The 19,006-nt window shown below is 68.6% G+C and carries 16 protein-coding genes; 9 read left to right on the top strand and 7 right to left on the bottom strand.

Annotation, left to right across the window (positions count from 1 at the left end):
• Positions 1 to 21 precede the first annotated feature (21 nt).
• Positions 22 to 987, bottom strand: coding sequence for a proline dehydrogenase family protein (locus ACWFRF_RS00545; RefSeq protein WP_452448356.1), 966 nt, complete (start codon positions 985 to 987; stop codon positions 22 to 24).
• The gene (gene pruA / locus ACWFRF_RS00540) at positions 987 to 2,633 is read right to left on the bottom strand and encodes an L-glutamate gamma-semialdehyde dehydrogenase (RefSeq protein ID WP_452448355.1); all 1,647 of its coding nucleotides are present in this window, start codon (positions 2,631 to 2,633) and stop codon (positions 987 to 989) included. Before pruA ends, ACWFRF_RS00545 begins: the two co-directional genes overlap by 1 nt.
• Before the next feature lie 132 nt (positions 2,634 to 2,765).
• Between pruA and ACWFRF_RS00535 the strand changes: the two genes are divergently transcribed.
• Both ACWFRF_RS00535 and ACWFRF_RS00530 read left to right on the top strand, forming a co-directional pair.
• Positions 2,766 to 4,406, top strand: a complete 1,641-nt coding sequence (locus tag ACWFRF_RS00535; protein WP_452448354.1) for a PucR family transcriptional regulator — start codon at positions 2,766 to 2,768, stop codon at positions 4,404 to 4,406.
• Positions 4,407 to 4,517: 111 nt separating this feature from the next.
• Complete coding sequence (locus tag ACWFRF_RS00530; RefSeq protein ID WP_452448825.1) at positions 4,518 to 6,512, top strand: alkyl/aryl-sulfatase; 1,995 nt, start codon at positions 4,518 to 4,520, stop codon at positions 6,510 to 6,512.
• 5 nt (positions 6,513 to 6,517) lie between these two features.
• On the opposite strand, the gene ACWFRF_RS00525 is transcribed toward ACWFRF_RS00530, so the two are convergent.
• The gene (locus ACWFRF_RS00525; RefSeq protein ID WP_452448353.1) at positions 6,518 to 7,321 is read right to left on the bottom strand and encodes a VOC family protein; all 804 of its coding nucleotides are present in this window, start codon (positions 7,319 to 7,321) and stop codon (positions 6,518 to 6,520) included.
• 247 nt (positions 7,322 to 7,568) lie between these two features.
• Between ACWFRF_RS00525 and ACWFRF_RS00520 the strand changes: the two genes are divergently transcribed.
• Positions 7,569 to 9,608, top strand: coding sequence for a CocE/NonD family hydrolase (locus ACWFRF_RS00520; RefSeq protein ID WP_387447357.1), 2,040 nt, complete (start codon positions 7,569 to 7,571; stop codon positions 9,606 to 9,608).
• A gap of 105 nt (positions 9,609 to 9,713) precedes the next feature.
• Complete coding sequence (locus tag ACWFRF_RS00515; protein WP_378990022.1) at positions 9,714 to 10,196, top strand: gluconokinase; 483 nt, start codon at positions 9,714 to 9,716, stop codon at positions 10,194 to 10,196.
• Here the strand turns inward: ACWFRF_RS00515 and ACWFRF_RS00510 are convergent.
• Positions 10,187 to 10,933, bottom strand: a complete 747-nt coding sequence (locus tag ACWFRF_RS00510; RefSeq protein ID WP_378631064.1) for a M50 family metallopeptidase — start codon at positions 10,931 to 10,933, stop codon at positions 10,187 to 10,189. The genes ACWFRF_RS00515 and ACWFRF_RS00510 overlap by 10 nt on opposite strands.
• A gap of 122 nt (positions 10,934 to 11,055) precedes the next feature.
• Here ACWFRF_RS00510 and ACWFRF_RS00505 point away from each other — a divergent pair, with 122 nt between their 5' ends.
• Complete coding sequence (locus ACWFRF_RS00505; RefSeq protein ID WP_452448352.1) at positions 11,056 to 12,060, top strand: SMP-30/gluconolactonase/LRE family protein; 1,005 nt, start codon at positions 11,056 to 11,058, stop codon at positions 12,058 to 12,060.
• A 2-nt stretch (positions 12,061 to 12,062) separates the two neighbouring features.
• Here the strand turns inward: ACWFRF_RS00505 and ACWFRF_RS00500 are convergent, their stop codons facing one another.
• Entirely contained in the window at positions 12,063 to 12,641 is a 579-nt protein-coding gene (locus tag ACWFRF_RS00500) for a pyridoxamine 5'-phosphate oxidase family protein (protein WP_378989943.1), read from the bottom strand.
• 134 nt (positions 12,642 to 12,775) lie between these two features.
• On the opposite strand from ACWFRF_RS00500, the gene ACWFRF_RS00495 reads away from it, so the two are divergent.
• Complete coding sequence (locus ACWFRF_RS00495) at positions 12,776 to 13,603, top strand: NADPH-dependent oxidoreductase (protein ID WP_378989944.1); 828 nt, start codon at positions 12,776 to 12,778, stop codon at positions 13,601 to 13,603.
• 9 nt (positions 13,604 to 13,612) lie between these two features.
• On the opposite strand, the gene ACWFRF_RS00490 is transcribed toward ACWFRF_RS00495, so the two are convergent.
• The gene (locus tag ACWFRF_RS00490) at positions 13,613 to 14,605 is read right to left on the bottom strand and encodes an LLM class flavin-dependent oxidoreductase (protein WP_378989945.1); all 993 of its coding nucleotides are present in this window, start codon (positions 14,603 to 14,605) and stop codon (positions 13,613 to 13,615) included.
• A 145-nt stretch (positions 14,606 to 14,750) separates the two neighbouring features.
• Here ACWFRF_RS00490 and ACWFRF_RS00485 point away from each other — a divergent pair, with 145 nt between their 5' ends.
• Positions 14,751 to 16,166 carry an amino acid permease gene (locus ACWFRF_RS00485; RefSeq protein ID WP_452448351.1) on the top strand — a complete coding sequence of 472 codons (1,416 nt, stop codon included), beginning with the start codon at positions 14,751 to 14,753 and terminating at the stop codon, positions 16,164 to 16,166.
• 127 nt (positions 16,167 to 16,293) lie between these two features.
• Positions 16,294 to 17,298, top strand: a complete 1,005-nt coding sequence (locus ACWFRF_RS00480) for a hypothetical protein (RefSeq protein ID WP_449961180.1) — start codon at positions 16,294 to 16,296, stop codon at positions 17,296 to 17,298.
• Positions 17,299 to 17,394: 96 nt separating this feature from the next.
• Here ACWFRF_RS00480 and ACWFRF_RS00475 read toward each other — a convergent pair whose 3' ends face one another.
• Positions 17,395 to 18,201: a class I SAM-dependent methyltransferase gene (locus ACWFRF_RS00475; protein ID WP_452448350.1), complete on the bottom strand. Its 807-nt coding sequence runs from the start codon at positions 18,199 to 18,201 to the stop codon at positions 17,395 to 17,397.
• An 85-nt stretch (positions 18,202 to 18,286) separates the two neighbouring features.
• On the opposite strand from ACWFRF_RS00475, the gene ACWFRF_RS00470 reads away from it, so the two are divergent.
• Entirely contained in the window at positions 18,287 to 18,925 is a 639-nt protein-coding gene (locus tag ACWFRF_RS00470) for a hypothetical protein (RefSeq protein ID WP_452448349.1), read from the top strand.
• Positions 18,926 to 19,006: the final 81 nt, after the last annotated feature.

The following is a 19,006-nucleotide window of genomic DNA, read 5'->3' as shown; positions in this document are numbered from 1 at the left end:
ATGATCGTTCGACCGAGCCGGTCATCTTCCGCGCGTGCCGACCAATGCGCGCAGGAAGAACCCGAGGTTGGCGGGCCTTTCGGCCAGCCTGCGCATGAAGTACCCGTACCACTGGTCACCGTAGGGGACGTATACGCGAACATGGTTGCCCGCGGCGGCGAGTCGCTGCTGTTCCTCGGTGCGAATGCCGTACAGCATCTGGTATTCGTACTCCTCGGTCTTGCGCTGTGCCGACTGCACACCCACCCCGGCCGCGGTGATCACGGCCGGGTCGTGCGAGGCGATCATCGGATAGCCCGCGCCCGCGGTGAGCACGCCGAGGCACCGCATGTACGACGCGTCGACCTCGGCCTTGTCGCGGAAGGCGACCGATTCGGGTTCGTCATAGGCGCCCTTGCACAGCCTGATTCGCGAGCCCGGGCCCGCCATCGCGCGGCAGTCGTCCTCGGTGCGGCGCAGATACGCCTGCAGCACCGTGCCCAGCCACGGGTAGTCGGCGCGGAGTTCGCGCACGATCGACAGCGTCGAATCTGTGGTGGTGTGGTCTTCGGCGTCGACGGTGACCCAGATTCCCGCGGCCTCGGCGGCGGCGCAGATCTGGCGGGCGTGCTCGCGGGCGATGGCGTGACCGCCGCTCGGCACGGCCTGCCCGAGCGCGGACAGCTTCACCGAAACCTCCAGTGGCCGAACAGCTCCCGGGGCCACCTCGGACTGGGGGAGTGCGCCGAGCGCGGCGATCAAGGTCCGGTACTGCGCGACGGTCGCCTCGGCGCCCGCCAGGTCGGTGGTGTCCTCGCCCAGGTAGTCGATGCTGACGAAGCGTCCTGAGCGCAACAGTGATTCGGTGGCCCGCACCGCCTCCTCGGTGCTGGTGCCCGCGACGAAGCGGGCCACCACCGCCCGGCTGATCGGCAGTCGAGTGATGGTGCGCTCCAGTCGGGGTGAACGCGCGGCGGCGAGCATGGTCGAACGCAGCAGAGCAGACATCAGCCGACCTCCGGTGCCTGGTGAGGGTAGCGATGCTCGGTGGGCGCAACGAAGGTTTCCTTGATCGTGCGCGCGGAGGTCCAGCGCAGCAGGTTCTGCGGGGAACCGGCCTTGTCGTTGGTGCCGGACGCGCGTCCACCGCCGAAGGGCTGCTGGCCCACGACCGCCCCGGACGGTTTGTCGTTGATGTAGAAGTTGCCCGCGGCGAAGGTGAGCCGGTCGGTCGCCGCGGTGATCGCGGTGCGGTCCTGTGCGATGACCGAGCCGGTGAGCCCGTAGGGGCTGCCGCTGTCGACGAGGTCCATCGCGTCGGCGAAGGCTGTCGGGGTGCTGTCGTCGTAGACGTGCACCGCCAGGATCGGGCCGAAGTACTCGGTGCCGAAGACCTCGTCGGTGGGATCGTCACCGACCACGATCGTCGGGTCGACGAACCAGCCGACACTGTCATCGCTGTGTCCGCCCGCCACCACGGTCAGGCCCGGTGTGGCCTTGGCGCGCTCGAGCGCGGCGGTGTTGCGGTCGAAGGCGTGTCGATCGATCAGTGCCCCACCGAAATTGGTGAAATCGGTGACATCGCCGTAGCGCAGGTTCGATGTCCGTTCGATCAGGTCTTCCGACATCGTCGCCCATACCGAACGCGGGATGAAGGCTCGCGAAGCGGCCGAGCACTTCTGGCCCTGATAGTCGAACGCGCCGCGCAGCAGCGCGGTGGTGAGTACCGCCGGATCGGCCGACGGGTGTGCGAGCACGAAATCCTTGCCGCCGGTCTCCCCGACCAGCCGCGGATAGGTGCGGTAGCCGTCCAAACGCTGCGCCACCTCGCGCCACAGGTGCTGGAAGGTGGCCGTCGACCCGGTGAAGTGCACGCCTGCCAGTCGTGGGTCGGCCAGCACGACATCGGAGATCACCGGACCCGCCCCGTTGACCAGGTTGATCACTCCGGGCGGCAGTCCGGCCGCCTCGAGCAGTCGCATCGTCAGATAGGCCGCCACGGACTGGCTCCTGGCCGGCTTCCACACCACGGTGTTGCCCATCAGGGCGGGCGCGGTGGGGAGATTGCCCGCGATCGCGCTGAAGTTGAACGGTGTCACCGCGTAGACGAACCCCTCGAGCGAGCGGTACTGCATCCGATTCCACACCCCGGGTGCGGAGATCGGCTGCCCGGCCAGGATCTCGCGGGCGAACGAGACGTTGAACCGCCAGAAGTCGATCAGCTCGCACGGTGCGTCGATCTCGGCCTGGTAGGCGGACTTGGACTGCCCGAGCATCGTCGCGGCCGCGATCTTCTCCCGCCACGGCCCGGAGAGCAGGTCGGCCGCACGCAGGAAGATCGCGGCTCGATCGTCGAACGGCGTCGCCTGCCAGGCGGGCGCCGCGGCACAGGCGGCCTCGACCGCGGCGGCGGTTTCGGCGGTGCTCGCGTCGCGCAGGGTGCCCAGGACGGCGGCGTGACGATGCGGTTGGACCACGTCGTAGGAAGGACCGTCGCCGGGCAGATGGCGACCGCCGATCACGTGGCTGATCTCGGTGGGGGAGGCGGACAACTCGGCGAGCGCGGTCTGGAGGCGGCGGCGTTCCGGGCTGCCCGGAGCGAAGGTGCCGACAGGTTCGTTGACCGGTGGTGGGGTGGTCGCGATGGCGTCCATGAGTGCGGCTCCTGCGTCGTGGGGGAGAGCGGGATGTGACGTAGTCAACACCGATCGGCAGCAGTCATAATCATCTGATCGGATGAATATCCGAGCCTGTCTTTGTCCGATCGACCAAACCGGAGGTACCCGATGCCCGACGGGTCCACCACGCTGCGCGGGCTGCTCGCCGCGCTCGACCATGCCGTCGCGACCCTCGTCGACGCGCCTGCGGGCGAGGAGGTCGCGGTGCGAACGGTCGCGTTGGCCGAGCCTGCTGACCTGCCCGAACACCTCGACGCCGAGGGCGCCCTGCCCGAGGTGTACTTGCTGGTCGGCGTCGACGCCGACGCGACCGAGCGGTGGTTGCGCGAAGTCGGCGACCGTGACCCCGCGCAGCGGCCGCGCGTGCTCATGACCAAGAGCGCCAACGACTCACCCGCGGTGCGCGCCGCCGCCCACACCGCGGGCGTCGCGCTGGTGCACGTGCACCGGCAGGCGCGCTGGGACCAGGTGTTCTCCCTGATCCGGCGGATGCTTGCCCGTTCGCCCGGTCAGCGCGCCGCATCCGACGAGCACGACCTGCTCGCCCCCGACACCGACCTGTTCGGGCTGGCTCAGGTGCTGGCCAGGGAAACCGGCGGCATGGTCTCGATCGAAGACCCCCAATCGCACGTCCTGGCCTACTCGGCCTCGGACGCCTCGGCCGATCAGCTGCGCATCCAGTCCATCCTCGGACGGGAAGGCCCGAGCGACTACCTGCGGATCCTGCGGGAATGGGGCGTGTTCGACCGGGTGCGGCGCGGTGACGAGGTCGTCGATGTGCCCGAACATCCCGAGCTCGACATCCGCCGCAGACTTGTCGTCGGCATCCGGCGAGGCGCCGACGGCGCGCAAGCCAGAATGCTCGGGACCATCTGGTTGCAGCAGGGTGCGGGGCCGCTGCGACCCGACGCGGCGCAGGTGTTGCGCGGCGCGTCGGCGGTGGCGGCCCGGATCATCGCGCGACGACTGGACGCGCCGTCGACCGAGGCGCTGCTCGTGCGCCGGTTGTTCGGCGCGCACGGTGACGGCGTCGACGTGCCCTCGGTCGCCGCCGCGCTGAACCTGCCGGCGACCGGTCCCGCCGCGGTGATCGGCTTCGCGCCGATCGGCCCGGCTGCGGGACTGGCCGCGTCGAGCGGTTTGATCCGGTTGCACGCCAGCGCTTTCCGCGACGATTCGGTGACCGAGTCGATCGGCGAGCGCGTCTATGTGCTGTTGCCCGCCTACCATTCCGAGCGCGGCGTCGGTTCGTGGGTGCGCAAGCTGGTGACCCAGCTCGAGCAGACGCGCGAACTGATCGTGCGGGCCGCGATCGCCGCACCGGTCGCCGGGCTCACCGCGGTCGCGAGTGCGCGCGCCGAGGTCGACCGGGTGCTGGACAGCCCGGTCGCCGACCCCACGGGTGGCCGGGTCGCCACGCTGGCCGATGCCAGGACCGCGGTACTGCTGGCCGAGATCATGGAGCTGATCCGCGAGCGCCCGCGCCTGCACGATCCGCGCCTGGCCGACCTCGATGCCTACGATCGAACTCACGCCGCTGACCTGCGGGTATCGGTTCAGGCCTATCTGCGGGCGCACGGTGAGGTCCGTGCCGCGGCGGCCACGTTGCGCGTGCATCCGAACACGCTGCGCTACCGGCTGCGGCGGGTGGAGGCCATTCTCGGCATCGATATGACCGACCCCGAGGACCGGTTGCTGCTCGATATTCAGCTGGCCGCGCTGCCCGGTACGGCGATTGCTCAGAAATAACACAGATATTGCAGTTAGTCTGCAATAGTCGTTCGGGTCGGACGGTCGTGGAACGAAGGAGTAACGGTGAGCAGTGCACACAGGGGCCGGGGCGAGCTGTCGCGGCGCGGGATGCTGGGTGTCGGAGTCGGCGCGGCTGCCGCGGTGGCGGTCGGCGCGACCGTCACCGGATGTGGTGACCGACCCGCCGGAGTCACCCCGTCGAGCACCCAGACCGACCCGACCGAGGCCATCCTGGAGGCCAACCGCGCGCTGGCCGACACCTTGCCCTTCGGCGATACCGCCGACTTCGCCGACGCCGACCGCGGCTGGATCGCCTCCCTCGAGCCGGGCACGGTGACCGATCCGTCGGGGAAAGTGGTGTGGGACACCGACTCCTACGACTTCCTCGCCGGTTCCTGTCCGCACTCGGTGAACCCGAGCCTGTGGCGGCAGTCGCAGCTCACCGTCAAACAGGGCCTCTACGAGATCGCGCCGGGCTTCTACCAGATCCGTGGCCTCGACCTGTCGAACATGACGTTGATCGAAGGCGAGACCGGCGTGGTCGTCATCGATCCGCTGGTCTCGGCGGAGACGGCGGCGGCCGGGCTCGCGCTCTATCGCAAGCATCGCGGTGACCGGCCGGTCACCGGCCTGATCTACTCCCACTCCCATGTCGATCACTTCGGCGGCAGCTACGGCGTCATCACCCCGCAGGACGTCGCCGCCGGTCGCTGTCCGGTGATCGCGCCCTCGGGATTCATGGAGCACGCCGTCGCCGAGAACATCTACACCGGTACGGCGATGGCCCGCCGCGCCGCCTACATGTACGGCGCCGCCCTGCCGCGCGGTCCGAAAGGTCAGGTGGGAGCCGGTCTCGGACAGACCAATTCGGTCGGCACGATCGGCCTGATCCCACCCACCGTCCATGTCACCCGCGCCGACCAGGAAGAGACGGTCGACGGCGTGCGGATGGTCTTCCAGCTGACGCCGGGCACCGAGGCGCCGTCGGAGATGAACTTCTACTTCCCCGATCGCCGCATCCTGTGCATGGCCGAGAACGCCACCCACACCATGCACAACATCGTCACTCTGCGCGGCGCGCTGGTGCGCGACCCGCATGTCTGGTCGAAATACCTCACCGATTCGATCAACCGGTACGGTCGCCGGTCCGATCTGGTGTTCTCCTCGCACCACTGGCCCGTCTGGGGTACCGATCGGATCGTGGAGTTCCTGTCGCTGCAGCGCGACATGTACGGCTACCTCAACGATCAGACGCTGCGACTGCTGAACCAGGGCTACGTCGGCGCCGAGATCGCCGAAATGCTGCGGATGCCGCCCGCGCTGACAACGTCGTGGTCCACGCACGGCTACTACGGCTCGGTGAGCCACAACGTCAAGGCCGTGTACCAGCGGTACATGGGCTGGTTCGACGGCAACCCGGCGCACCTGTGGGAACACCCGCCGGTGGAGAACGCGCGCCGCCACGTCGACGCGATGGGCGGCGCCGACGCGGCCCTGCGCACGGCGCAGAAGGCCTACGACGCCGCCGACTACCGCTGGGTCGTCCAAGTCGTGAACTACGTGATCTTCGCCGACCCCACCAACAAGACGGCAAAAGACTTGCAGGCCAGTGCCTTCGAACAGCTCGCTTACGGCGCGGAGAACGCCACCTGGCGCAACTTCTATCTCAGTGGCGCCCACGAACTGCGCAACGGTTCCTTCGGCACGCCGACCACGGCCAACTCCGCGGCGATGGCCTCCGCGCTGAGCGTGGAGCAGGTGTTCGACGCGGTGTCGCTGCGGATCGACGGTCCAAAGGCCTGGGATGTCCGGATGAGCACCGACTGGCGGATCAGCAACGAGGACAACCGCGTTCACCGCGTCGAACTGCGCAACGGCGTACTCGTGCACTACGACCGATTCCCCGGTGACGCGCTGCCCGCACCCGACGCGACGATCACTCTCACCCGTCAGACCCTGATCGCCACCCTGGTCGGTGGCGCCGACCTGCGCAAGGGCGTCGCGAGCGGTGACATCGCCCTCGACGGCGATGCCACCGCACTGGCGAAGCTGCCCGGTCTGATCGACAAGCCGGACCCGAACTTCGCCATCGTCACGCCGTGACGAGGTCAGGACCCGGTGGGTACCTCGCCGACCGCCTTGGCCGGATCGATCACGCCGAACACCTCGCCCTGGGGCGCCTGCAGAATGCCCATCCGGCCGAACGGGCTGTCGTCGGGGCCCATGATCACCGAAGCTCCCAGTTCGGTGGCCTCGGCCAGCGAGCCGTCGGCGTCGTCGACCTGGATCCAGGTGAGCCAGTAGGGCGGGGTGCTCAGCGCTGAGGCGTCCATCATGCCGCCGATCTCGTGGCTGTCACCGGGCAGCGCGAAGGTGGAGTAGGTGAAGGTTTCCCCGTCGCCGATCTCGTTGTACTGCCAGCCGAATACCTTGTCGTAGAACTCGTGTGCCTGGTCGTAGGCGGGAGTGTGCAGTTCGTTCCAGCAATAGGCGCCGTGCTGGTTGAACACGCCGGCACCGTGGTGTGCCTTGGCTTCCCACACACCGAAGACCCCGCCTGCCGGGTCGGCGGCGATGAACATCCGCCCGACGTCGAGAACATCGAACGGCGGCATGAACACCTGTCCGCCCGACTTGCTCACCCGCTCGGCGATTTCGTCGGCGCGTTCAGCCGCGAAGTAGGTGGTCCACACCGACGGCATCTCGCTCATGCCCTCGGGTTTCGGACCGATGCCCGCCGCCGGTCGGCCGTCGAGTGTGGCCATGAGATAGCCGCCGGCTTCGGCGGGACCGTCCTGGACCTCCCAACCGAACAGCGTGCGGTAGAAATCGCGGGCGGCGGTGGTGTCGTCCACCTGACAGTCGATCCAGCAGGGAGTCCCCTGCGGCCAAGCTTCGTCGCGTGTCGGCATTGTCGAACGTCCTCCTCGGCGATGGATGTAGGCCGGTCCCAACGGCACCGGCATGGGTCGAGTCAACCACCGGCCACCGACATGAACGCGGAGCCACAACCGCGCTGAACTGGAACAACGTGTGTTCACAGCGACAGTCCGAGCGGGCCGACGATCACCCGGCGAACTCGTTACCCCTGTTACAGTTTCCGCGCCGATCGTGCGGTGGCTTGGTCAACGTCGGAAACGAACCGGTCGGGAGCGACTCATGGTGGTTAGAGGTTCGGAACGCGGGTTGGTCCGGATTCTGGTGACGATCCTCGCGGTGGTCGTCGTGCTCGGCTGCGGCGGCGGTCTCGCCGGTGGACAGCCGCCGGACGCGCCGTCCGCGCGGTGGACCGCCCAGCACGACGGCCCGGGGGCCTACCCCGAGGTGCGGGTGGAGCGCGGCGTCCAGATCGCGATGAGCGACGGTGTGGTGCTCAAAGCCGACGTCTACCGCCCGGCCGACGCCGCGGGCGTGATCGAGCAGAAGCCGCTTCCGGTGATCGTCAGCCTGACGCCGTACTCGAAACTCATGACCGGGCTGATCGAATCGGCCGCCGCGATCCCGGGCCTGCAGTCCACCGCCGTCGATATCGTGCGCAGGCTGAACCTGTCCACCACCCCGATCAGCGGTTTCGGCGACCTCATGCAGGCACTGGACGGCGGCATGATCCAGACCATGCTCGGCGTCGACCGCAAACTGGTCAGCGCCGGCTATACCGTGATCGTCGCCGATGTGCGCGGAACCGGCCTGTCGCAGGGCAAATGGGACACCCTCGGTGCGCGCGAACAACTCGACACCCGCGAGGTGATCGACTGGGCGGCCACGCAGCCGTGGTCGAACGGGCGCATCGGGATGAGTGGTGGCTCCTACTCGGGGATCAACCAGTTGCGCGCCGCCGAGAACGCCCCGCCCGCGTTGCAGGCGATCTTCCCGGTCGAACCCGGCAGCGACCTCATGCGCGACGTGGTCGCCCCCGGCGGCGGCGTCGGCACCACCTTCCTGCCGATGTGGCTGAACTCGGTCAACCAGCTCAAGCTCGTGCCCGACGTGGCCTCGATGGTCGACGGCAGTTTCGACTGGACCTGGTTCAAGGATCGCCTCGCCGACCCGACCACCAATTTCGACCTGCTCGCCCAGTCGCTGCTCACCCCGTCGCTGTCGAACATGCCGCCCGCGCTCGACGGTGCGCTCGACGACACCTCGGCGTTCCGCGAGGCGATCATGGGCCACCCGGAGAACGTCACGGTGCCCACCTTCGTCTACGGCGGCTGGCACGACATCTTCGCCAACAGCGCGACCAAGCTCTACGAACAGATCCCGCTGCCCGCCGGGCGCAAGCAACTCGTCGTCGGCGACACCTATCACGCCAATCCCGGTGCGGGGACCGGTGTTCCCGGCGCGCCCCCGCGCCTGGACGTTCTGCAGCGGGCCTGGTTCGACAAATGGCTCAAGGACATCGACAGCGGCATCGAGGGATTCGGGCCGGTCACGGTGAAACAGCAAGGTGGTAGCTGGGTGACGCTGCGCGAGTTCCCGCAGCCCGGCGTCACGCATCGCCGCGTCTACCTCTCGGCCGCCCCCAGCGGCAGCACCGAGGACAGTCTGCACGACGGATCGCTCAGCGCCACCGGGCCTACCGCTACCGAAACACTCACCGTCGCACCGGGTTTGAATCAGGTCTGCTCGCGCGACGCGGCTCAGGGCTCGGCGGGTATGGCGGCCGCGTTCGACACCTGCGCGAAGGACTCCCGCATCGCCGAACGCAACGGCCTCACCTTCACCAGCGCCCCGCTGACCGAACAGACGGTGATCTCGGGCCCGATCAATGTGCGGCTCAACACGATCCACGATGCCACCGATGGATTCTGGAACGTCACCGTCAACGACGTGGCACCCGACGGGACCTCGACGGTGCTCACCACCGGCCAGCTCACCTCGTCGATGCGGGCCGTCGACGAACGGCGCAGCGCGCGCTCGATCAACGGAGACTTCACCGCGCCCTTCAACCCCCTCACCGTCGACCGGCTGCTGCCGGTGGTCCCCGGCGCACCCACCGACATCGATGTGGCCGTCATCCCGACGCAGGCGGTGCTGGCGCCGGGACATCGGCTGCGCATCGACGTCTTCGCGGGCAACGCGCCCAAGGCATTGCCGTTCCGGCCGATGCTGAACGCCAGCGGTCTCGAGCCCCAGCACGTTCGTCTCGACCCCGCGGCGCCGAGCTTCGTCAACCTGCCCACCGACCGTCCGATTCCCTGATCGACGCTGGGGGAGTCGTCGCCCCCACTACCCTCGGTCGGGCAGGATGCGTGGGCGTGCTGTGGAGACGAGGAGGTCGCTGTGGTCGAACCTGTCATCGTGGTGATGGGCGTGTCGGGGTGCGGGAAGACGACCGTCGGCGCGCTGACCGCCGACCGGCTCGAAGTCCCGTACGCCGAAGGTGACGACTTCCATCCGCCGGCCAACATCGAGAAGATGGCCGCGGGCATCCCGCTCACCGACGAGGACCGGCTGCCCTGGCTCGATACCGTCGCGGACTGGCTCGCCGAGCACCAGGCGGCCGGCGGGGTCGCGACCTGCTCGGCGTTGCGGCGGGCCTACCGCGACCGCCTGCGCGAGAAGGCGCCGCAGACCTACTTCGTTCACCTGGCCGCCACCCGCGAGGAACTGCTCCGCCGGATGACCGGCCGACTCGGTCACTTCATGCCGACGATCCTGCTGGACTCCCAGCTCGACACCCTCGAACCGCTGCAACCCGACGAAGCGGGTGTCACCCTCAACGCGCTGCAGCCGCCGAGTGCGCTCGTCACCGAGGCCGTCGACTACTGGATCGCCGATCACCGCTGAAGCAGCGGGTGCAGCTCCTCGACCGGGGCCAGCATCAGCATCGCGCCCACGACCAGCGCCGCCAGGCAGACAGCGCTGAAGAACAGCACCCACAGCACCGCGGGCAGATGGGTCAACCGGGCCAGCTGGTCCGCATCGGAGTCCGTCCGCCCCGGTTGCCTGCGACGGCTGCGTTGCAGTTCGAAGACGGGCCGCACCCCGGCGGCGAGTAGGAACCACGCCGCGAGATACGCGAACGCGGCCTGCAGCAGATCGCTGCCGAACCACGACACCCCGAACACCAGTGCGCCGAGCACGAACACGGTGAGCAGCCCGTACACATTGCGCACCTTGATCAGCACCGCCGCCAGCATCACCAGTGTCGCCCACAGCATCACCGTGACCCGGCCCGTTCCCAGCAGTGCCGCGTAGCCGAGCCCGAGCAGCGCCGGCGCCGGATACCCGGCGGCCGCGGTGAGAATCATGCCGGGACCACTCGGTTTGCCGCTCGACACGGTCAGCCCCGACGTGTCGGTGTGCAGGGTGATCGCGTGCAGCCTGCGCCCGGTGAGCAGCGCGACCAGCGCGTGTCCGCCCTCGTGCGCCACGGTCACCGCGGCGCGGGTCAGCCGCCACAGCGGTCGGTAGCCGACCAGGATCAACGCCACCGCGGCGGTGGCGAGCACCAACCACCAGGCGGGCGCGGGCTGGGGTGCGAGGAGACGATCGAGCAGCGAGCTGGCAGATCCGGTGTTCACCGCCGCACTTTAACCGTCCTCGGGCTCATGCGTCGCCGACCGGGGAACCGGACTGCCGCTGAACTGCCTGCGGTGCCGTCCATTCCGCCACCGGGCCCGTGGCGACCCGCAGCGTGGTAGCAATGGGCATGCAGATGCGCCCTCACCGCTGGACTCCGCCACGCCCCACCGCTCGTGCTCGGCAGACCCAGAGCGATCCGCCGATGCCGCCGACCCGTCTGTTGCCGCTGCCGGGCAACGGCCCGGAGGATGTGGTGGTGCTGCCCGACGGCCGGATCGTCACCGGGACCGACGACGGCGCGATCTGGCGCGTCGATCCGGCCAGTGGTGAGGTCGAGCGGATCGCCGACGCCGGTGGCAGGCCGCTGGGCATGCACGTCGAGGCCGACGGCGCACTACTGATCTGCGTCGCAGGTCGGGGCATCCTCCGGCTGGCCGAGGCGGGCGCGGAACTCGAGGTCGTCGTCGCCGAGCTCGACGGTGTTCCGATCGCGTTCCCCAGCAACGTGATTCGCGACGACGATGGCACGATCTATTTCTCGATCTCGTCGCGGCGGTGGCCGTTCGAGGAGTGGATGACCGACATTCTGGAACATTCCGGCAGCGGAGCGCTGGTCCGCCGCGATCCGGACGGACACCTGGAGGTGCTCGTCGACGGTCTCCAGTTCGCCAACGGTGTGGTATTGGCCCCCGACCGATCCTGTCTGCTGGTCGCCGAGACCGGCGCCTACCGGATCACGCGCTATTGGCTGACCGGTCCGCGCGCGGGCACCACGGACTACGTCGCCGAGAACCTGCCCGGTTCACCCGACAACATGCTGGTCGGCAGCGACGGACTGGTCTGGGTCGGCATCGTCTCCCCACGTAACCCATTGCTGGACAGGCTCTTCCCGCTTCCGGGGATCCTGAGGCGCTTGGTCGACGCGCTGCCGGATCGCCTGACGCCCGCGCCCGTTCGTTCGGTCTGGGTGCTCGCGTTCGATTTCGACGGCACCCTCGTGCACGATCTGCAGCGCGAGGGCGCCGACTACGCGCTGGTCACCGCGGTGGCCGAACACAACGGCACCCTCTACCTCGGCAGCCTGTCCGAGCCGGCGATCGCGGTCACCTCGGTCCCGGCGACCTGACCTCAGCGCCGCACGGTGGACGGCACCGGATGGTCCGGCTCGAGCGCGGGCAGCCCGTCGATGCTGGTGGCGTTGTCGCCGGCGATGCGGCGGGCGAAATCGGCATCGGTGCGGCGGGTATGGGCCTCGTCGAGGATCGAGCGTTCCTCGACGAGGTCGAGTTTCGGCACCGACCAGCCACACGAGTCGGCGATCCGGTCGACCGAGATCACCACCGCCGAACGGATTCCGGTGTGGCCGGTGCCGAAATGTTCACGCAGCGTGTCGAATTCGTCGGAGTCGGGGCGAACCACCCGGCCCGCGCCGAAGAGTCGCAGGATGCGGGTGGTGCGGGTGAACGAACAGAACATCACGGTGATCCGGCCGTTGTCGCGCAGATGGGCGATCGTTTCCGAGCCGCTGCCGAACAGATCGAGATAGGCGACGGTGTGGTCGTCGAGTACGGCGAAGGTGTCGCGATAGCCCTTGGGGGAGACATTCACGTGGCCGCCGGCCGACGGCGCGGTGCCGATGAAGAACATCGGCTGTTCGGTGATGAATGCCCGCAACTTGTCGTCGATCCGATCGAACACCTTGCCCATGACGCACTCTCTTCGTCCCACCAGTCGGTGGGCTCCCCGCGTCCACTGTATCGACCGGCCGGACCGAGGCCGCCGTTCGGTTCACGGTGAGGGTTACCGCAGACGGCCGCGGCGCCTTGGCCGACGATATCCCTATGACGCAGACCGCACCGAGCCCCACCCACCCCGTACAGCAGCGTTACGCGGACCCGGCCACCGAGATTCCGGCCCAGTGGAATCCGGTGCTCGAAGTGCTGCACGCGCACAAGTCGGTGCGCCGCTATCTCCCGGATCCCGTATCGCCGGACACGATTCGGCTGCTGGTCTCGGCCGCGCAGTCGGCGGCGACGTCGTCGAACCTGCAGGTGTGGAGCGTCATCGAGGTCCGTGATCCGGCGCGCCGGGCCAGGTTGGCCGCGATCGCGGGCGGTCAGGCGCATATCGAGCAGGCGCCCGTGCTGTTGGTCTGGACTGCCGACTTCGCCCGGTTGCGTCAGCTCGCCGACGATCACGGCGCACCGCTGGAGGGTGCCGACTATCTCGAATCCAGCTACGTCGGCTTCGTCGACGCCGCGCTCGCCGCACAGAACGCGGTGGTCGCCGCCGAATCTCTCGGCTTGGGCACCGTCTACATCGGCGCGCTGCGCAACGACCCGGAAGCGGTGGCCGCCGAGCTGAATCTGCCCGACCACGTCTTCGCGGTTTTCGGCCTGGTTGTCGGCCACCCGGACCCGGCGGAGGGCACCAGGGTCAAGCCGCGCCTACCGCAGACGGCGGTGCTGCATCACGAGACCTACGACCTTCCGGTCCAGCGCGAGCCGGTCGCCGAATACGAACAGCGGATCGGCGAGATCTACACCGATCAGGGCCTGCCGTTCTCGTGGACCGAGCGCACCCTCGCCCGGCTGGCCTCGGCGGCCTCCCTCAACGGCCGCCACCGGTTGCGGGAGTCCTTGGCCGCCAGGGGATTCCGACTGCGCTGAGCGAAGCGCTCAGCCGTCGATCGCCTTCTTGGTCAGGTCGAGCGAGCGGATGCGGGCGTCGAGGTCGTAGACGAGGGTGTTGAGCATGAGCTCGTCGGGAGAGGTGGCGTCGAGCAGTTGTGCGGCTTGGGCGCGGACCGTCTCCGGCGAGCCCTGCAGCTGCGCGGCCCGGCGCTGCGCCGCGAAGTGGCGTTCGGCGTCGGTGCCGGGGAAGCCCGCGGCCTGCTCCGGGGTGGCCAGTGCCTGGGGGCGGCCCGAGCGCAGGTTGGCGAAGGCGAGATCGCGGGGTGCGGCGAGGCGGTCTGCCTCGGCATCGGTGTCGGCGCAGATCGCGGAGGCGGCCACGATCGTGTACGGCTCGCTCAGGGTCTGCGACGGCCGGAAGTTGTCGCGGTAGAGCGTCAGCGCGGCGACGGTGTTGTCGGGGGCGATGTGATGAGCGAACGCGAACGGCAGACCCAGCACCGCGGCGACCTGCGCGCTGTAGCCGCTCGAACCGAGCAGCCACACCTGCGGTTCCGCGTCGAGGCCGGGGCTTGCCACGATCCCGCTCGGATCGGCGCCACGGAAGAAACCGATCAGCGCGGTGAGTTCCTGAGGAAACGCGTCACCACCGAGTCCTTCGGCACTGCGGCGCAGTGCGCGCGCGGTGACCGGATCGGTGCCGGGGGCGCGGCCGATCCCGAGATCGATCCGTCCGGGATGCAGCGACTCGAGTGTGCCGAACTGTTCGGCGACCACCAGCGGCGGATGGTTCGGCAACATCACCCCGCCCGAGCCGACCCTGATCCGCGAGGTGGACGCGGCCAGATGCGCCAGCACCACCGCCGGCGCCGCACTGGCGATGCCGGGCATGTTGTGGTGCTCGGCCACCCAGAATCGGCGAAAGCCCTGCTCTTCGGCGTGCTGTGCGAAGCGGGTCGTCGCGTGCAACGCGTCACCGGCCGTCGCATCCGATTGCACCGGTGCCAGATCCAGAACCGACAGCGTGACGGCGCTCATGAGCCTCCTCGAGTTGCGTACTACCCCTATGGAGGCCAACCCGCGCCGGACCGCCGGTATTTCCGCGCACCGGTGGTGGTGACACCGGCCACGGTTGCGGGGCGGTAGCGTGCACGACTGATCGACGCGACGGAAGGACTGCTCCATGTCAGCCGATGGCTCCGGCCTATCCATCGACGCCCCCGTGGCGTCCGCCCCTACGGCCGAATCGGAGGGATACGAGCGCGGCCTGAACCCGCGCACCATCCAGATGATCGCCATCGGCGGTGCGATCGGCACCGGGCTGTTCTACGGCTCCGGCGCGGCGATCGAGCAGGCGGGTCCGTCGCTGATCCTGGCCTATCTCGCCGCCGGGCTGGCGATCTTCGTCATCATGCGCGCGCTCGGTGAGCTGCTGACCTACCGCCCGGTGTCGGGCAGTTTCGCCGAATACGCGCACGAGTTCCTCGGCCGGTTCGCCGGGTTCGCGACCGGCTGGTCGTACTGGGCGGTGTGGGTGTCGACCTGCATGGCCGAGATCACGGTGGCCGGCCACTACGTCCAGTACTGGTTCGATATCCCGCAGTGGGTGACCGCGCTGGTCGTGCTCGCGGTGCTGTTCACCGCGAACTTGATCTCGGTGCGCGTCTTCGGTGAGGGCGAGTTCTGGTTCTCGGCCATCAAGGTGACCGCGATCCTGGCGATGATCTTGATCGGCATCGGTGTGCTGGTGTTCGGCTTCGGCCACGCCGCCGATCCCACGGTGACCAACCTGTGGGCCGACGGCGGCATGTTCCCGCACGGTTTCGGTCAGACCCTGCTCGTGTTGCAGATCGTCGTGTTCGCCTACGTCGGTGTCGAACTGGTCGGCGTGACAGCGGGAGAAGCTCGCGACCCCGAGACCACGCTGCGCAAGGCGATCAACACCCTGCCGTTCCGGATCGGTCTGTTCTACGTCGGTGCGCTCGTGGTGATCATGTCGGTGGCGAGCTGGCGCAGTTTCCACGCCGGGCGCAGCCCGTTCGTCGAGGTCTTCGAGCAGATCGGCATCCCCGCCGCCGCGGGCATCATCAACTTCGTGCTGCTCACCGCGGCACTCTCATCGTGCAATTCGGGCATCTACTCCACCGGCCGGATGCTGCGCAGCCTCGCGCTGCGTGACGAAGCGCCCGCGAAGTTCGCGATCTTGAGCAAGCAGTCGGTGCCGTTCACCGGCATCTGCGCCTCGGCGGGCGCGATGGTCATCGGGGTGGTCGTCAACGCCATCTCGCCGGACAAGGCCTTCGCCTACATCACCTCGGTGAGTACCGTCGGGATCATCGTCGTGTGGAGCGTGATCCTGGTGTGCCACATCAAGTATCGTGCCAAGGTTCGGGCGGGCGAGCTGCCCGGCAGCGACTACCGGCTGCCCGGCGCTCCCGTCACCACGTGGGCCGCGCTGGGTTTCCTCGGGTTGGTCGTGGTGCTGTTGCTGTGGACCGATGGCGGGCGCACCGCGCTGGTCGTCGGTGCGGTCTGGGCGGCACTGGTCTGCGCGGGCTACTACGCCTTCGGCCGCCGCGACGCAGTACACACCGGATAGCTCCGTTTGCTGGAAAGCCGCTGGCAGAGAGCCATTTTCTGTCGTACCCCCTCGGTATCGTCGAAGTGTCACACAACCAGCCCGGACGCGAGTGTGGCCGGGCGGTGCGAGAACGGGGGCACACGAGATGAGTGACGAGAACCGCGGCGATCTGCGGCCGCCACGCCAGCACGGAACCACCTGGCGGGAATCGGAATACCGGATACTGGCCGACGATCTGCGCGCGGGCGCCGATCTGGCCCGCACGGCGATCACGGTCGGGCGTACCGAATCGGCGGTGCGCGCCGCGCTGCGCAACTTCGTACCGCCGGAGGAACGGGTACCGACCGCCGAACGGGAGCGCTGGATCCGCACACGCCTTGTCGCCGAACCGGAATGGGACTGGTGGGCGGTGGTGATCGATCATCACCGCCGCTCCCGCAGCGGCCTGTGGTTCACCCGCCACGAGCACTGTGCCCGCATCGGCTGGCGCAGGCGCACCCCCATGCCCGCGCTGGCCCAGGAACTGGCCACCTCGGAACTGTCGGTCGCCGAGTTGCTGCGTGCGCTGGGGCTGGTCGAGAGCATCGAGGAAGCCGCCGACCGACTCGGCGCCACCCCGGGCCTCGCCCTGGCCAAACGGGTCACCGCCCGCCGCGACGAAGCCGTGGGCGCCCGCTGGATCCTGGTCGTCGACGGCGCCGCGGGCACCACCCGGCCGCGCAACGCTCCGGTGCGGCGCCAGTTGTCCCTGCACGAGACCCGCGCCGACGCCGAAGCCGAACGCGACCGAATCCTGTCCTGGCACACCCGAATCGGCCCCGAAGATCCCGACTCACCCGTCTGGTGGACCATCGCCGAACGCGGCCTCGGCGCAACGGTCGGCCACACCCGTTGCGGCACGCACGATCCCACCGCGACCGGTGGCCGAATCCGCGCCGAAGCCCTGACGGTCGGCGACATCATCCGCGTCCCGGTCCCCGACGGCGGCTTCCTCCAGGACCGCATCACCGCGCTCACCCAACCCGCCGCGGGCGCGTCGATCGTCGTGGACTTGGCACCGGTCGCCAACTCCCGCGTCCGTCGCGTCGTCGAATTCGCCTCCGATGAAATCGTCGACGTGGTGCGCAGATCGGAGGAACGCTCGGCATAGCGGGCGCGACAGCCGAGTCCGGTCATGGCGGCGGCGAACCTCGGCACGGTGAAACCCGCGGTCCGGCGCGGGTTCATTCGTATCCGTGATCGGCGCTCACCGGGGTGAATTCGGGCCCAGGACCGTGCGGATCACCTCAGTGCGCAGCGGTAGATCGAACTCGCCGTCGGCTGTCTCCGGTGTCGCACGCAGGTAGTCGAGGATCCGGCCGAGCACTTCGGCTCGTTCTTGCGCGGAGATGACCACGGTGTGTGAGTTGGTGCCGATGGACGCGGTCAGTGATTCGGCGGTCCGTCGCTGGCTGTGCGCGAACTCGGCGTGCTCGAACGGCGCGAACAGTGGGTGCGCGGGCAGCGCGTCATCGGACGACGACGGTGGAAACGACGCGGATGAGCGCGAGACCGCCTGCAGTCCCGCGACCCACTCGACCTTGTTGTCGTCGTTGTTCCAGAACGCGGCGAACACCCCCTCCGCGCGCAGCACCCGCGCGATCTCGGGAAAGGCCAGCGCTTGATCGAACCAGTGGAACGCCTGCCCGGCGAGCACCGCGTCCACCGACCCATCGGCCAGCGGAATCGCTTCCGCCGTACCGGAAAGCGCCCTCACTCCGGGAAAGTGACGAACGAGTTCGGCCCGCATCGCCTCATCGGGTTCCACCGCGATCACCTCGACCCCCGCGGCGAGCAAACCGCCGGTGAGCTTGCCTGTCCCCGCTCCCAAATCCAGCACAACAACCCCCGCCTTTTTCGCGACCGCCTCCAGCGCCCACCGAATCCCCGCCTCCGGATAGTCCGGCCGATGCTCGGCGTAGACGGTTGCCTGCGCGCCGAACGAGCCGGCCCGTCGCTTCCGCCGCTGGATTTGGTCCGCCGTCCGATCCGCAGAGTTGCCGATTCCCACCATGGCACAAAGTTACCGACTGCCGTCGCGCCGCGAAATGGTTCGTGTGGGTGGTGAATTGTATTGGGGTGCAGAGAGAATAGTTGCTATGGATTGGACCAATGTGGCGGTTGCCTCGATCACGGTTGTCGGCACGCTCGGGGGCGGCGTCGTGACCCAGGTTTTCGCGATTCGCAGCAAGCGAATCGATGCGAAGGTGCAGCGCGACAATCGAGCGGAGGAACTGCGGGAGCTCACCCGGAAAGAGGCCACCGACGAGAAGCGGGCGGTCTACGCGGATCTCAACACCACGGCGCATTCCTGCCGAACGGCGATCCGGCACTATCTCGACGAGAAAAGCGGCGGGCGTACCCCTGATCTCGCCAAGTTCGAGACTGCGCGGGAGGCGTTGCGCGACAGCTATTCCCGTGCGCAGATGGTGGTGTCGGATCGAGCACTCGATTTTGCGTCGGAGGTCAATCGCTGCCTCGACATCGCCCATCGCGCAGCGCTCCAGTTGGACGAGAACGACGCCGTGGAGGTCGCGGCACTTTATCGTTTCCTGGACGAGTCGGTGGGCTTCGGTGTTCGCCTGCTGCGTCGAGCGATCCGCGAGGACCTCGGGATCGAACCCGGGGCCGATGCCGATCTCGGCGGCCGTCTCGTCTCTCTCAGGGAAATGCGCCACGAGTTCGTCGGGAGGCAACGGCCCGACGTGCCCGCCCAACAGCTCGACCACCTCGGTTGAGGTTCGCCGACCGACGCTGGTCGCGATACCCAGACCACCTCGATGCCTGCGGATACGCGCGGCCGCGGCACATCGGGGGCG

Source organism: Nocardia sp. NPDC055165, assembly GCF_053606985.1.
Note: the sequence above shows the minus strand (reverse complement) of the source record. Positions and strands in the feature narration are given on the sequence as shown.